Source organism: Sphingomonas guangdongensis (assembly GCF_900199185.1).
In the GTDB taxonomy this organism is placed as follows: Bacteria; Pseudomonadota; Alphaproteobacteria; order Sphingomonadales; family Sphingomonadaceae; genus Sphingomonas; species Sphingomonas guangdongensis.
In genome coordinates this window covers 224,525-238,830 of sequence record NZ_OBMI01000003.1, presented here as the reverse complement: position 1 = coordinate 238,830, position 14,306 = coordinate 224,525, and the positions used below count along the sequence as shown (strand labels likewise).

At 70.3% G+C, this 14,306-nt stretch carries 13 protein-coding genes; 7 read left to right on the top strand and 6 right to left on the bottom strand.

Features of this window, described 5'->3' with window-relative positions:
• Positions 1-70 precede the first annotated feature (70 nt).
• From CRO12_RS13120 to rsmA, 3 genes are read left to right on the top strand one after another with little or no spacing between them, the layout of a single operon-like run.
• Complete coding sequence (locus CRO12_RS13120) at positions 71-1,420, top strand: peptidylprolyl isomerase (RefSeq protein WP_097064531.1); 1,350 nt, start codon at positions 71-73, stop codon at positions 1,418-1,420.
• Entirely contained in the window at positions 1,347-2,429 is a 1,083-nt protein-coding gene (gene pdxA / locus CRO12_RS13115; RefSeq protein ID WP_097064530.1) for a 4-hydroxythreonine-4-phosphate dehydrogenase PdxA, read from the top strand. Before CRO12_RS13120 ends, pdxA begins: the two co-directional genes overlap by 74 nt.
• Entirely contained in the window at positions 2,426-3,244 is an 819-nt protein-coding gene (rsmA, locus tag CRO12_RS13110; protein WP_097064529.1) for a 16S rRNA (adenine(1518)-N(6)/adenine(1519)-N(6))-dimethyltransferase RsmA, read from the top strand. Before pdxA ends, rsmA begins: the two co-directional genes overlap by 4 nt.
• A 95-nt stretch (positions 3,245-3,339) precedes the next feature.
• Here rsmA and CRO12_RS13105 read toward each other — a convergent pair whose 3' ends face one another.
• The gene (locus tag CRO12_RS13105; RefSeq protein WP_097065061.1) at positions 3,340-3,852 is read right to left on the bottom strand and encodes a tetratricopeptide repeat protein; all 513 of its coding nucleotides are present in this window, start codon (positions 3,850-3,852) and stop codon (positions 3,340-3,342) included.
• 35 nt (positions 3,853-3,887) lie between these two features.
• Entirely contained in the window at positions 3,888-5,066 is a 1,179-nt protein-coding gene (locus tag CRO12_RS13100) for an RsmB/NOP family class I SAM-dependent RNA methyltransferase (protein ID WP_097064528.1), read from the bottom strand.
• Between the two features lie 88 nt (positions 5,067-5,154).
• Here CRO12_RS13100 and CRO12_RS13095 point away from each other — a divergent pair, with 88 nt between their 5' ends.
• Positions 5,155-5,541 carry a cupin domain-containing protein gene (locus CRO12_RS13095; protein WP_097064527.1) on the top strand — a complete coding sequence of 129 codons (387 nt, stop codon included), beginning with the start codon at positions 5,155-5,157 and terminating at the stop codon, positions 5,539-5,541.
• Positions 5,542-5,545: 4 nt separating this feature from the next.
• On the opposite strand, the gene guaB is transcribed toward CRO12_RS13095, so the two are convergent.
• Entirely contained in the window at positions 5,546-7,006 is a 1,461-nt protein-coding gene (gene guaB / locus CRO12_RS13090; protein WP_097065060.1) for an IMP dehydrogenase, read from the bottom strand.
• Positions 7,007-7,194: 188 nt separating this feature from the next.
• Entirely contained in the window at positions 7,195-8,007 is an 813-nt protein-coding gene (locus CRO12_RS13085) for an HpcH/HpaI aldolase/citrate lyase family protein (RefSeq protein WP_097064526.1), read from the bottom strand.
• A 73-nt stretch (positions 8,008-8,080) separates the two neighbouring features.
• On the opposite strand from CRO12_RS13085, the gene CRO12_RS13080 reads away from it, so the two are divergent.
• The 3 genes from CRO12_RS13080 to CRO12_RS13070 are packed head-to-tail and all read left to right on the top strand — an operon-like array spanning position 8,081 to position 11,309.
• Positions 8,081-9,049 carry an SPFH domain-containing protein gene (locus tag CRO12_RS13080; RefSeq protein ID WP_097064525.1) on the top strand — a complete coding sequence of 323 codons (969 nt, stop codon included), beginning with the start codon at positions 8,081-8,083 and terminating at the stop codon, positions 9,047-9,049.
• Between the two features lie 5 nt (positions 9,050-9,054).
• Positions 9,055-9,513, top strand: coding sequence for an NfeD family protein (locus CRO12_RS13075; protein ID WP_097064524.1), 459 nt, complete (start codon positions 9,055-9,057; stop codon positions 9,511-9,513).
• A complete protein-coding gene (locus tag CRO12_RS13070; protein WP_097064523.1) occupies positions 9,510-11,309 on the top strand; it encodes a DUF885 domain-containing protein in 1,800 nt (599 codons plus the stop codon). The genes CRO12_RS13075 and CRO12_RS13070 overlap by 4 nt, the downstream gene beginning before the upstream one ends.
• Here CRO12_RS13070 and CRO12_RS13065 read toward each other — a convergent pair.
• Entirely contained in the window at positions 11,299-12,369 is a 1,071-nt protein-coding gene (locus CRO12_RS13065) for a mechanosensitive ion channel family protein (RefSeq protein WP_097064522.1), read from the bottom strand. The genes CRO12_RS13070 and CRO12_RS13065 overlap by 11 nt on opposite strands.
• A gap of 255 nt (positions 12,370-12,624) precedes the next feature.
• A complete protein-coding gene (locus CRO12_RS13060) occupies positions 12,625-14,232 on the bottom strand; it encodes a phosphoenolpyruvate carboxykinase (RefSeq protein WP_097064521.1) in 1,608 nt (535 codons plus the stop codon).
• Positions 14,233-14,306 lie beyond the last annotated feature (74 nt).

The following is a 14,306-nucleotide window of genomic DNA, read 5'->3' as shown; positions in this document are numbered from 1 at the left end:
TGTTCAGCCGGATTCGGGTTGTAGGCGGCGGGGACGGACACGCGCGGATGCGGGATTGCGGACGAGAGAGATGATGGTTTCGAAGATGGCGCGGCTGGCCTGCGCATGTGCTGTTCTGACGATCGGCGGCGGCGTACTGGCGCAGCAGACCGTGCCGGATGCAAGCGTCCCGGGCTCGGCCGGGCTGGATCTGCCGGCCAACCTCCAGATCTTCGGCAAGGCGGATCCGAACGTTCGCAAGCCGACCGCGATCGTCAACGACAGCGTCATCACGGGCACCGACGTCGACCAGCGCATGTCCATGACGCTGGCGCTCAACAACATGCCCGGCATCCCCGACGACCAGCGTGACGAGGTGCGGCTGCAGGTTTTGCGCCAGCTGATCGACGAGACGCTCCAGATCCAGGAAGCCAAGGCGAACGAGATCGCGGTGACCCAGGGCGAGGTCGACCAGAGCTTCGACCGTGTCTCGCGCAACTTCAAGCGCACGCCCGAGCAGATGCGCGAGTACCTGCGCAGCGTCGGCTCGTCCGATCGCTCCCTGAAGCGGCAGATCGAGGGCGAGCTCGCCTGGAACCGGCTGCTGCGTCGCAAGGTCACGCCCTTCGTCAACGTGAGCGACGAAGAGGTGAAGTCGATCATCGACCGCCTCAAGGCGTCGCAGGGCGCGGAGGAGTACCACCTGCGCGAGATCTATCTGTCGGCGCCCGAGGAGCGGCAGGCGGAGGTGATCGAGAACGCCCGCAAGATGATCGAGCAGATGCGCGGTGGCGCGCCGTTCGAGTATTTCGCGCGGAACTTTTCCGAGGCGTCGACCAAGGCGGTCGGCGGTGACCTCGACTGGGTGCGCCTGGGCGTGCTGCCGCCCGAGCTCCAGCAGGCGGCGCAGCAGATGCAGGTCGGCCAGATCGCCGGACCGATCCCGATCCCCGGCGGTTTTTCGATTCTCTATCTTGCCGACAAGCGCCAGGTGCTGACCGCCGATCCCCGCGACGCGCGGCTCAGCCTGCGTCAGCTGACGCTGAAGTTCCCGGGCGGCACGACGCAGAACCAGGCGAGCGCCCGTGCCGCCGACTTCGCCAAGGCGACGCAGCGCATCAACGGCTGCGGCGGCGTCGCGGCGATCGCTCAGGAGATCGGCGCGGAGGTGGTCGACAACGACGCGGTGCCGGTCCGTCAGCTGCCCCCTGCGCTCCAGGAGATCGTGCTCAAGATGCAGGTCGGCCAGTCGACCCCGCCGTTCGGATCGCCGAGCGACGGCGTGCGCGCGCTGGTGCTGTGCGGCCGCGACGATCCGAAGACCGCGGGTTTGCCCTCCAGCGAGGCGATCCAGTCCAAGCTGGAGGATGAGCGCGTCAACCTGCGCGCGCAGCGGATGCTCCGCGACCTGCGGCGCGACGCGGTGGTCGAGTATCGCTGAGGCACGCCCGGTGCCCGGGTCGCCTGCGCCGCTCGTCATCTCGCTCGGCGATCCCGCGGGAATAGGCCCGGAGATCGCGGCAAAGGCGTGGGCGGCGCGGGATACCGCGGCACTGCCGCCCTTCTTCGTGGTCGGCGACCCGCGCGCGATCACCGCGGTCTGGACCGGTCCGCTCGCCACCATCGACGCGCCCGACCGCGCGGCGGACGTGTTCGCGCGCGCGCTTCCCGTGCTGACGGTCGGCGACGCGGGGCGGGTGGCACCGGGTACGCCGCAGCCCGATGGTACCCGCGCAGCGGTGGAGGCACTGGAGGCGGCGGTCGGCCTCGCGCGATCGGGGGCGGCGAGCGCGGTCGTGACCGGGCCGGTGGCCAAGGCGCAGCTCTACCAGGCCGGCTTCACCCATCCCGGGCAGACCGAGTTCGTGGCGGAGCGCTGTGGGGTCGCACGCGAGAATGCGGTCATGATGCTGGCGGGTCCGACGTTGCGCGTCGTGCCGGTCACCACCCACATCGCGTTCGCCGCGGTGCCGGACGCGCTCAGCGTCGAGCTGATCGTCGCCAAGGCGCGGGTGACCGCCCGCGCGCTCGCCCGCGACTTCGGGATCGCGCGCCCGCGCCTCGCCTTTGCCGGTCTAAATCCGCACGCGGGCGAGGACGGCACCATGGGACGCGAGGAGATCGAGGTGATCCGCCCGGCGATCGCGCAGTTGGTCGGCGACGGCATCGATGCGCGTGGGCCGTTCGCCGCCGACTCGCTGTTCCACGCCCGTGCCCGCGCCGGCTATGACGCGGCGATCTGTCCGTATCACGATCAGGCGCTGATCCCGCTCAAGACGCTTCACTTCGACGAGGGCGTCAACATGACGCTCGGGCTCCCGATCGTGCGGACCGCGCCCGATCACGGCACCGCGTTCGACATCGCCGGCCAGGACCGGGCGGAGGCCGGCGCGACGATCCACGCGATCCGGCTGGCGGCAGAGGCTGCCGCGCGCCGGGCGAGCTCGTGACGGCGCTGCCGCCGCTGCGCGAGGTCGTCGCGCGGCACGGATTGCAGGCGTCCAAGGCGCTGGGGCAGAACTTCCTGTTCGACGGGCAGCTGCTCGCCCGCATCGCCGCCGTTCCCGGTGACCTTCACGACCGGGAGGTGCTGGAGATCGGCCCGGGTCCCGGCGGCCTGACCCGGGCACTGCTCGCGGCGGGCGCGCGGGTAACGGCGATCGAGCGCGACCGCCGCTGCATCCCGGCACTCGCCGAACTGGCGGACGCCTACCCCGGCAAGCTCCGCGTGATTGAGGGCGACGCGCTCCAGGTCGACGCACCGGCACTGTTCGAGGCGCGGCCGCACATCGTCTCCAACCTTCCCTACAATGTGGGCACCGCGCTGCTCATCGGCTGGCTGTCGACCGACTGGGAGCCCTGGTGGGCGAGCCTCACCCTCATGTTCCAGAAGGAGGTGGCGGAGCGGATCGTCGCCCCGGTCGGCGGTGAGGCTTACGGCCGGCTCGCGGTGCTCGCGCAGTGGCGGACGACCGCACGGATCGCGCTGCCGGTCCACCGCTCCGCCTTTACCCCGCCGCCCAAGGTCATGTCGGCGGTGGTGCACCTGGCACCGGCGGCGATGCCGCCGGGCGTCCGGCTTGCGACGCTGGAGGCGGTGACCGCAGCCGCCTTTGGCCAGCGTCGCAAGATGCTCCGGCAGAGCCTCAAGGGCGTGCCCGGCGCGCTGGCAGCGGTCGGGATGCTCGGCATCGACCCCGCCCGCCGCGCGGAGACGGTCAGCGTCGCGGAGTTCGTAAGCCTCGCGCGGACAATGGACGCGTAGGCACCAACGTCATTCAAGCGAACGCTGGCATCTCCGACCACGGGCGCCCGCTATCGGGAAAGATGCCAGCGTTCGCTGGCAAGACGATCGGGAAATCAGTTCTTGGCCGTCGGGACCTTGTCCGGCGTCGTCGTGGCAGCGGCAACTGCGCGTACGGGCGGTCCCTTCGCGATCGACGCGGCGAGCGCGGCGCCCTCGCCGCAGGTCGCGCCGCAGATGGTGCGGATCTTGGCCAGATTCTCCTTGGCTCGCTCGACCGCCCCCTTCTGGACCAGCGCCTCGCCCTGTCCCTTCAGCGCCGCGACGTCGTTCGGCTCGATCGTCAGCGCCTCGCGGTACAGGCGGATCGCCTTGCCCGGCAGGTCCTGCACCCGCGCGATCTCCGCCAGAGTCGTGAAGGCGCCGCGGTTGCGCGGATCGACCACCAGCGCGGTCTCGATCAGATCGTTGGCACCGGCGAGGTTGCCCGCCGCGCGCGCCGCCTTGCCGCGCTCCAGCAAGGCAATCGAGCGCGGGTCGATCTGGTCATCGGGCCGCTGGCCGCTCAGGGACGTGGAGAGGCTGACGAGGGTCAGGCCGATCGCGACCGTGACCGAGAGGTACCGCATGACGAACTCCCAGCGAGGCATTGCCGTGCTGGCTATCACGGACGCCGCAGGCGCGCGACAAAAAACCCGTCGGTGCCGTCGCTTGCGGGGGTGAGCCGCGCGCCGGCGCCATGAGCGGTACCGATCGCGACGGGCTCGGTCGACCAGCCGGCATGGCGACCGAGGAAGCCGTCGACCTGCTCGCGCCCCTCCGCGTCGAGCAGGGAGCAAACGACAAAAGCAAGCGCCCCGCCCGGCCGCACCAGCGCCGCCGCCAGGTCGAGCAGCCGGCACTGCGTCTCGAGCAGCCGGGCGAGCCGCGCCGCCGTGAGCCGCCAGCGCGCCTCCGGGTTGCGGCGCCAGGTGCCCGTGCCGGAGCAGGGCGCGTCGACCAGCACGAGGTCCGCCGTGTCGCGTAGGTCGTCGAGCGCAGCCGCCTCCTCGCCCGGATCAAGCAGCCGGGCCTCGGCGATCGTGACGCCGGCACGGTCCGCGCGCGGCTGCAGGCGCTGAAGCCGGGTGCGGTCGGTGTCGGTGGCCACGATCCGCCCCTCGTTCGCCATCAGCGCGGCGAGCGCCAGCGTCTTGCCCCCACCCCCGGCGCACAGGTCCACCACGGTCATGCCAGGCGCAGCACCGGTGGCGAGCGTCGCCAGCTGGCTCCCCGCGTCCTGCACCTCGACCAGCCCGCCGGCGAAGGCGTCCGATCGCTCGACGTCGGTGTCGGCGGGCAGCCGCAAGCCGGCGGGGGTGTGCGCGATCGGCACTGCACCGTCGAACAAGGCAGCGGCATCGTCGCGGGTGCCCATCAGCGTGTTGACACGAATGTCGAGCGGCGCCCGGTCGAGCAGCGCCTGCAGCTGCCGCCGGTCAAGGTCGGAGCGCTGAAGCGCATCGTGCAGCCACGCCGGCGCCAGACCTGCCCGCGCGACGGGCTCGCCGGGCGCGATCGCCGCCGGGCCGAAGCCGCTGCCGTCGAAGGTTGCGGCAAGGTCCGGCCTGTCGGCCGCCAGCGCCAGCACCGCCGCCCGACCCGACGCCGGCCGCTCGCCCAGCGTCCGGATCGCCTCGTAGACGAGCGTACGCACCGCGCGCCGATCCTTCGACCCGGCGTAGCGGCGCTGCTGGAAATAGCGCGCGATCAGCACGTCGGCCGCCGCGCCGCCGTTGCGGGCGGCCACGGTGATCTGGTCGAGCAGTTCAATGGCGGCCTGGGTTCGCGCGGCTGGGGTCATGAGCGCGCGTGGAGCAGGTCACAAACGATATTGCCAGTGCTTTCGTGGCGGGCCACCTTGTCCGCGGCTTCAGGAGGAAGGCAGGACCTTGTTCGTCGCACTCGCGCTCGCCGCCGCGCAGACCGCCGTCCCCGCCGACCTTGACGCGGTCGTCGCCGCGCCCAGGAACCATGTCGTCCTGCTCGAGAACGACGAGGTGCGCGTGCTGCAGGTCACCGTCGCCCCGGGCGAGACCGAGGCGATCCATGAGCATCGCTGGCCGAGCGTCATCCACATCCAGTCGTGGCAGCCGGCCGAGGACGTTCGCTACGCGGTACGCAACGGCCGGATGGTGGAGCTAAGCCGAACCGCTCTGCCCGCCGGCGCACCGCCGCCCGCGATCTGGTCGCCCCGCGAGGAGCCGCACGCCATCACCAACAAGGGTAGCGCGCCTTTTCGCCTGTTCCGCGTCGAGCTGAAGCGACCGCCGCGCTGACCGCTCAGCCGCGGGTCGGGTAGTTCGGCGCCTCGCGGGTGATGGTCACGTCGTGGACGTGGCTCTCACGCAAGCCCGCGCCCGTGATCCGGACGAACTGCGCGCGGGACTGGAGATCGGGGATGGTGCGCGAGCCGGTGTAGCCCATCGCCGCCTTCACGCCGCCGACCAGCTGGTGGATCACCTCGCGCGCGCTGCCCTTAAAGGGCACCTGGCCCTCGATCCCCTCGGGCACCAGCTTCAGCTGGTCCTTGATGTCGCCTTGAAAGTAGCGATCGGCCGAGCCGCGGCCCATCGCGCCGACCGAGCCCATCCCGCGGTACGACTTGTAGGCGCGGCCCTGGTACAGGAAGGTTTCGCCCGGCGCCTCTTCCGTGCCCGCCAGCAGCGACCCGATCATGGCGGTGGAGGCGCCGGCCGCCAGCGCCTTGGCGATGTCGCCGGAGGTGCGGATGCCGCCGTCGGCGATCACCGGGACGCCCGCCTTGTGCCCCTCCTCCGCGGCATTCATCACCGCGGTCAGCTGCGGCACGCCGACGCCCGCGACGACGCGGGTGGTGCAGATCGATCCCGGACCGATCCCAACCTTGACCCCGTCCGCCCCCGCGCCGATCAGTGCCTTGGTCGCCTCCGCCGTCGCGACGTTGCCGGCGACCACCTGGACCCGGTTGCTCAGGCTCTTAACCCGCTCGACCGCGCGGGCGACGTCGGTGTTGTGGCCGTGCGCGGTGTCGATCACGATCAGGTCGACGTCGGCGTCGATCAGCGCCTCCGTCCGCGCGAAGCCTGCGTCACCGACTGTCGTGGCGGCAGCGACGCACAGCCGCCCCGCGGCATCCTTGGTCGCGTGGGGATAGGTGACCGCCTTCTCGATGTCCTTGACGGTGATCAGTCCGACGCAAGCATAGTCCTCGTCCACCACCAGCAGCTTCTCGATCCGGCGCTGGTGAAGGAGGCGGCGCGCCTCCTCCTGCGTCACTCCGGTTGAAACGGTGGCGAGATTGTCGCGCGTCATCAGCTCGGCAACCGGCTGGTTCGGGTTCTCGGCAAAACGGACATCGCGGTTGGTGAGGATACCGAGGAGCTTGCCCGATGCCTCCGTCACTGGAATGCCGCTGATCCGGTGTCGCTCCATCAGAGCGCGCGCGGCGCTGAGCGGCGCGTCCGGCGTGATGGTAATCGGATTGACGACCATCCCGCTCTCGTAGCGCTTGACCGCCTTGGCGGCGGCAACCTGCTCCTCGACGGTCAGGTTGCGGTGGAGCACGCCGATGCCGCCCAGCTGCGCCATCATGATCGCCATCTGCTCCTCCGTCACCGTGTCCATTGCGGAGGACAGGATCGGGATGTTGAGCGACAGTTCGCGCGTCACCCGCGTGGCGGTGTCCGCACCGGAGGGCAGCACGCTCGACTCCGCCGGCAGCAAAAGGACGTCGTCGAAGGTGAGGCCGAGCGGAATGTCGATCATGTAAGCGCCAAGGTCCTTGGGGAGTCGCAGGTTGGCGGCCCATGTAATCGCGCGCGGTGGATGGGGCTAGGTGGTTGTTCAACCGTCATGCCAGCGCAGGCTGGCATGCGTGTCTGTCTCGGGTGGGAGCAACGGTGCCGTTGACCGGTCGAGACATGGACTCCGGCCTTCGCTGGGGTGACGAGCTATCGAACTCGCGCCACCACCGCCTGCGCCTGCGCAACGTGCATCGCCTCGATCATGCGCCCGCGGAACCGCTCGGCGCCGTCCGTCGCCGCGGCGAGGAGCGCGCGGGCGTCCTCCACTTCCGCGTCGCTCGGGCCGAACGCCCGGTTGCAGGCGTCGACCTGGCCCGGGTGGATCAGCGACTTGCCATCGAACCCCATGTCGCGTCCCGCGCGGCACTCGGCGACCAGCCCGTCCGTGTCGTCGAGCAGATTAAATACGCCGTCGATCGCCCAGCCTCCGCTCGCGCGCGCCGCGAGGACGACGGTCTGTAGCGCCAGCGCGACACCCGCCCGGTCCGCGCCGGCGGGGATGCCGAGCGAGGCCCTGAGGTCGTTGACCCCGGCGATCAGCCCGTGCACCGCCGCCACCTCAGCGATCTCCGCCGCCGCCAGCACGCCAGGCGGTGTCTCGATCATCGCCAGCACTGGGCGGCGGCAGGCGCTCCCGACCACCGCCGCATCCGACGCGTTCTCCACCTTGGGCAGCACGACATAGTCGGCGACCGACGCCGCGACGGCCTCCAGGTCGTCGGTGTGCTCGCCGTCCGCGACGCCGTTGATCCGGATCGCCGTCAGCCGCGGCCCGAACCCCTCGGCCACCGCCGCCACCGCAGCCGCCCGCGCCGCCGCCTTGTCGCTGCGGGGGACCGCATCCTCCAGGTCGAGCACGACGCAGTCCGCCTTCAGCATCCGCGCCTTTGCGACGGCGCGCGGGTTGGACGCGGGCAGGAACAGGAGCGAGCGGGGGCTGAGCCTTCGGGGTGCGGACATCGGGTGCTTATGCTAGCGATGCGGCCGGGTCGCCAGCGGAGTCGTACCGTCTGTGCCCCGGGGGAGTTTGCTGATGGGTCTTATCGCCGCTGCGCTGATCCTGGCGCTGGTCGTCTTCTACCTGTTCGCCTCGATCAAGATCGTGCGCCAGGGCTATCAATACACGATTGAGCATTTCGGCCGCTACACCACCACCGCGTCGCCCGGCTTCAACTTCTACCCCGCCTTCTTCTACCGGGTCGGCCGGCGGGTGAACATGATGGAGCAGGTGATCGATATTCCGGGGCAGGAGATCATCACCAAGGACAACGCGATCGTCTCCACCGATGGCGTCGTCTTCTTCCAGGTGCTCGACGCGCCCAAGGCGGCGTACGAGGTGTCGGACCTCTACGTTGCGCTGCTCCAGCTCACCACCACCAACCTGCGGACCGTGATGGGCAGCATGGACCTGGACGAGACGCTCTCGAAGCGCGACGAGATCAACGCGCGGCTGCTCTCCGTCGTCGATCACGCGACGGTGCCGTGGGGGGTCAAGATCACCCGCGTCGAGATCAAGGACATCCGCCCGCCCGCCGACATAGTGTCGGCGATGGGGCGTCAGATGAAGGCCGAGCGAGAGAAGCGCGCCAACATCCTGGAGGCGGAGGGCACGCGAGCGTCCGAGATCCTGCGGGCGGAGGGCCAGAAGCAGGCGCGCATCCTGGAGGCCGAAGGCCGGCGCGAGTCCGCCTTCCGCGACGCCGAGGCGCGGGAGCGCCAGGCGGAGGCGGAAGCCAAGGCTACCCAGGTCGTGTCCGACGCAATCGAGAACGGCGGGACCCAGTCGCTCAACTATTTCATCGCGCAGAAATATGTGGAGGCGGTCGGCAAGTTCGCGACCAGCCCTAACGCCAAGACCATCCTGTTCCCGGTCGAGGCGACCCAGCTGATCGGGACGCTGGGCGGGATCGGCGAGCTCGCCAAGGAGGCGCTGTCGGGTGCGCCGGTCCGCCCGGCCGAGCCCGGCGTGCCGCGGGTCCGCGCTGACCGGGCAGAAGGCTGATCGGCATGGAGGTGGATGGATTGGCCACCTGGTGGCTGGTCGCCGCTGTGGTGCTCGGCGGGGCGGAGCTGCTGGTACCAGGCGTGTTCCTGGTTTTCCTCGCCGCCGCCGCCGCGGTCACCGGCGCGTTCCTGCTGCTGTTCCCCGAGCTCCCGGTCGCCGCCCAGCTGCTGAGCTTCGCTGCCTGGTCGGCGATCGCGGTGTGGCTGGGGCGCAAATACTACCGCGAGAACCCGGTCGCGAGCGCCGACCCGCTGCTCAACGACCGGGTCGCCCGTCTGCTGGGACAGACCGTGACGGTCGTCCAGGCAATCGAGAACGGCACTGGCCGCGTCCGGGTCGGCGACGGTGAATGGCTGGCGCACGGCCCCGACCTGCCCGCCGGAGCCCGGGCCCGGATCACCGGCGGCAGCGGCGCCGCGCTCACCGTCGAACCCCTGCCCACACTGGAGACGCACTCGTGACTCCCACCCGCCGCGACGTGATCGGCAGCGGCATCGCCGGCCTGACGCTCGCCACCCTTCCCGCTCCGCTCGCCGCGCAGGCACGCACCGGCCGGGCGCTGGCAGAGACACTGGCCGAGGAATACATGCGGCTCGCGCCGGAGAGTGCGACCAGCCTGGGCGTCGACACTGGTCCCCGCGCCGCGCTGAAGCGGCAGGTCGCCGATCCGACGCCAGCCGGTCGCGCGCGCCGCATCGCGTGGCTGCAGGACGCCGTGCGCCGGATCGACGCGCTGCCAGCGACGAGCGTCGATCCCGACAGCGCCAGGCATCTGAGCGTCGCGCGGACCGCCTATCAGACGGCGCTCGACGGCTTCGCCTTCCCCTACGGCGACGTCGCGATCGGCGGCTTCCGCAACGGGCCCTATGTCGTCGCGCAGAACATGGGCCGGTATCTCGACACGCCCAACTTCCTGGACGCGACCCACAGCATCGAGCGGGCGAGCGATGCCGACGCCTACCTAGCGCGGCTCGCCCGGTGGCCGCAGGCGCTGGATGCGGAGACGGCGCGCCTGCGCGAGGCGCGGGCGCAGGGGGTGATCGCACCCGACTTCTCGCTCGACGTGACGCTCCGCCAGCTTCGCCAGACCCGCGACACCGCGCCCGGAGAAGCGCGCGTCGTCACCTCGCTCGCGACCCGCGCCGCCGCGTACGGCGGCGATCGGGTAGAGAAAGCCGAGGCGCTCGTGCGCGACCAGGTCGGCCCCGCGCTCGATCGGCAGATCGCGGAGCTGGAGGCGCACCGCCGCCTCGCCCGCTCGGACGCCGGCGTGTGGAAGCTGCCGGACGGCGCGCGCTATTACGCCTGGGCACTGCGCGCCGCGACCACCACCACGGCGCCACCGGCCGAGCTGCACCGGACCGGCCTGGCCCAAATCGCCGAGCTCCAGGCCGAGATGGAGCCGATCCTTCGCTCGCTCGGCATGACGCAGGGCAGCGTCGGTGTGCGGATGCGGGCGCTCGCTACCGATCCCCGCTTCGCCTTCTCGGCCGGTGACAAGGGACGCGCGGAGATCATCGCGTTCATCCAGGGCCGTCTTGACGATCTCCGCCCCCGCCTGCCCCGCGCCTTTCGCACGCTGACGCGCGGCAATGTCGAGGTACGGCGCATCGCGATCGCCGAGGAAGCGGGCGCGCCCGGCGCGTACGGCGGTCCGGGCTCGATCGACGGCAAGGTGCCGGGCCGCTTCTGGATCAACCTCAAGGATCCGGCCGCGCACACCCGCTGGAACCTGCCGACGCTCACCTACCACGAAGCGATCCCCGGGCATGTCTGGGAGGGCGAGTACAGCCAGCGACTGCCGCTTCTGCGCGCGCTGATGGACTTCAATCCTTATTCGGAGGGCTGGGCGCTCTATGCCGAGCAGACCGCGGGCGAGCTTGGCGTGTACGACGACGATCCCGTGGGGCGGCTCGGCTACCTCAACTCCATGGTGTTCCGCGCCGCGCGGCTGGTCGCCGATACCGGACTCCACGACCAGCGCTGGACCCGCGACCGCGCGCGGCAGTGGTTCGCCGAGGTCAATGGCGACACGGTGGAAGGCGTCGCCAGCGAGATCGATCGCTACTGCGTGTGGCCGGGCCAGGCGTGCGGCTACAAGGTCGGGCACAACGAGCTCAATCGCCAGCGTGAGCGGGCAAAGGCGGCGCTGGGCGCCCGGTTCGACGTGCGGGACTACAACCAGCTGGTGGTCGGCGGCGGCAGCCGGCCGCTCAGCGTGGTCGCGGCCGACGTGGAAAGGTGGATCAAGGCGTAGCCTTCCACTCCACCACCTGCCGTCCGCGCGGCAGCGCCTCCGGCATCTCGTCGCGGATGAAGGCGAGCACGCCCTCGCGCAGGTCGCAGCGCAGGTCGAAGGCGGTGGGCGCGTCCTTGGCGGTCGCGAGCACCCGCACCTCGATCGCGTCGGGCTTGGTGTCCGTCACCTGCAGCACGCAGGCGCGACCGTCCCAGCGCGGGTTGGCGCGCACGATCTCCTCGAACCTGACGCGCAGCCGCGGTATGTCGGCGGTCGGATCGAGCCAGAAGAAGGCGCTGCCGAGCAGCTGGCTGGTGTTGCGCGTCCAGTTCTGGAACGGCTGCTCCAGAAAGCGCGATACGGGAACGATCAGCCGCCGCTCGTCCCATAGCGCAACCACGACATAGGTCAGGCGGATTTCCTCCACCTTGCCCCACTCGCCCTCGATGATCAGGACGTCGTCGATCCGGATCGGCTCGGTGAAGGCGAGCTGGACGCCTGCGATCAGGTTCTTCAGCGCGGGCTGCGCGGCGGCGCCGACCGCGAGCCCGGCGAGGCCCGCCGACGCCATCAGCGTGATGCCGACGCTCCGGATGCTCGGGATCGCCAGCAGCATGAGCGCGACCGTCACCAGCGCGACCAGCAGCACGGCGATACGACCGAGGATCGTCGTACGGGTGCGGCGGCGCCGCGCGCGCAGATTGTCGGCGACGCTGATGTCGTAGCGCAGCTCGACCGCGCGGACGTACACTCGGACCAGCGTGATGCAGAGCCAGCCGACCAGCCCGGGCACGATCATCGCCGCGGCAAGCTGCCACGCCTCGTCCGCCCACGCTGGCAGCGACAGGAAACGCCGCGCCGCTGCCAGCAGCACCGCCACCGTGATCCACCGCACCGGCCGCCTGGCAAGCTGGACCGCAGCGTCGTCGAGCGTGTCGGGCGTCCGTGCAGCGACCCGACGCGCGAGCGCGAAAGCGACCGCATGCACGACCAACGCGATCACCACCGCCCCGCTGGCGATCAGCAGGTTCTCCACCGAGGTCGGCAGCGTCAGGCGGTCGAGATCGAGGTCCAGCACGGGGCCGCAAACGGCCCTGCGTCATGCACGTTCCTTGGCACCACCGGTCATCGCCGCAAAGGTCAGCGAGGGATCGGCGCCTGAAGCAGGTCCTTTGATACGCCGCTTAAACAAGCTCAGCGGCTACGCAGCACGAACGGCACTATGACAACATCGTGCGTGCTGAATAGCGATTGAGCGCAGGCGGAGGCGCGTATCAAAGCACCGCCGCGCAAGCGGCTAGTACGGCTTCAGCCGCACTTGACCCGCCGGGCCCTACGCCGCCCTCACCACTGGCGCCGCCTCCCGCACACCCGAGTCGACATGATCCGCGAACTGCGCGAAGTTGGCGACGAACTGGTCGACCAGCTTCGCCGCCGTGGCGTCGTATTCGGCGGGGTCGGCCCACGTCGCGCGCGGATCTAGGATCGCTGCGTCCACCCCCGGTACCGCGACCGGCACCTGGAAGCCGAAGTTCGGGTCACGGCGGAACTCGGCGCGCGCCAGGCTGCCGTCTAGTGCGGCGTTGAGCAGCGCGCGGGTGACGCGGATCGGCATGCGGGTGCCGACGCCGTACTTGCCGCCGGTCCAGCCGGTGTTGACCAGCCAGCAGCTGACTCTACCGCGCGCGATCCGGTCCTTCAGCAGGTTGCCGTAGACGCTCGGGTGTCGCGGCATGAACGGCGCGCCGAAGCAGGTGGAGAAGGTCGCCTCCGGCTCCGTCACGCCGATCTCGGTACCCGCGACCCGCGCTGTATAGCCGGACAGGAAGTGATACATCGCCTGGTCGGGCGTCAGCCGAGCGATCGGCGGCAGCACGCCGTAGGCGTCGGCGGTGAGGAAGATGATGTTGGTCGGGACCGGCCCCAGGTTCCGCGCCGAGGCGTTCGGGATGAAGTCGATCGGATAGGCGGCGCGGCTGTTCTCGGCCAAGCTGTTGTCGTCGAGGTCGAGCGCGCGCGTCTCCGAGTCCATCACCACGTTCTCCAGCACCGTGCCGAATCGCTTGGTGGTTGCGAAGATTTCCGGCTCGGCCTCGGCCGACAGGCGGATCATCTTGGCGTAGCAGCCGCCTTCGAAGTTGAAGACCGCTTCGTCCGACCAGCCATGCTCGTCGTCGCCGATCAGCGTGCGCGAGGCATCGGCGGAGAGCGTCGTCTTGCCGGTGCCCGAGAGGCCGAAGAAGACCGCGGTGTTGCTGCCGTCGTGCGCCATGTTGGCCGAACAGTGCATCGGCATGATCCCGTCCGCCGGCAGCAGATAGTTGAGCAGCCCGAACACCGACTTCTTCATCTCGCCGGCGTATTTCGTCCCCCCGATCAGGATAAGCTTCTCCGACAGGTTCACCGCGATCACCGTGTCGCTGCGGCAGCCGTGGCGCTCGGGATCGGCGACGACGCTCGGCAGATCGATGATGGTGTATTCGGGGGTGAAGCCGGCGAGTTCCCCCGGCTCGGGACGGACCAGCATCGTGCGGATGAACAGGTTGTGCCAGGCGAGTTCGTTAACCACCCGGACGTGGACGCGGTGGCCTTTCTGCGAGCCGCCGTACAGGTCTTGGACGAACAGCGTGTCCTTGGCCGCGAGCGCGGCGAGGAAGTCGGCCTTTAAGTTGGCGAACGCCTCCGGCGCCATCGCCTTGTTCGACTTGCCCCACCAGATCGTCCCATCCGTTTCCGCATCGCGGACGATGAACTTGTCCTGCGCGCTGCGGCCCGTGTGGCGCCCCGTCTCGACCACCAGCGGACCGTCGGCGGCGAGCCGCCCTTCCCCGCGCCGGACCGCATGCTCGACCAGCGGGCCGGTGGTCAGGTTCCAGAACAGCTCGGCATCGGTGTGGATGCCGACGGCGTCCAGGCCGAGCGCAGGCGTGCGATTGGTCAACGATGGTCCTCCCAGTGGTTCCCGGCGACATCGCGGCCGCCTGTTCTGCTTTGTTGCTTCTACGCCGCGATTGG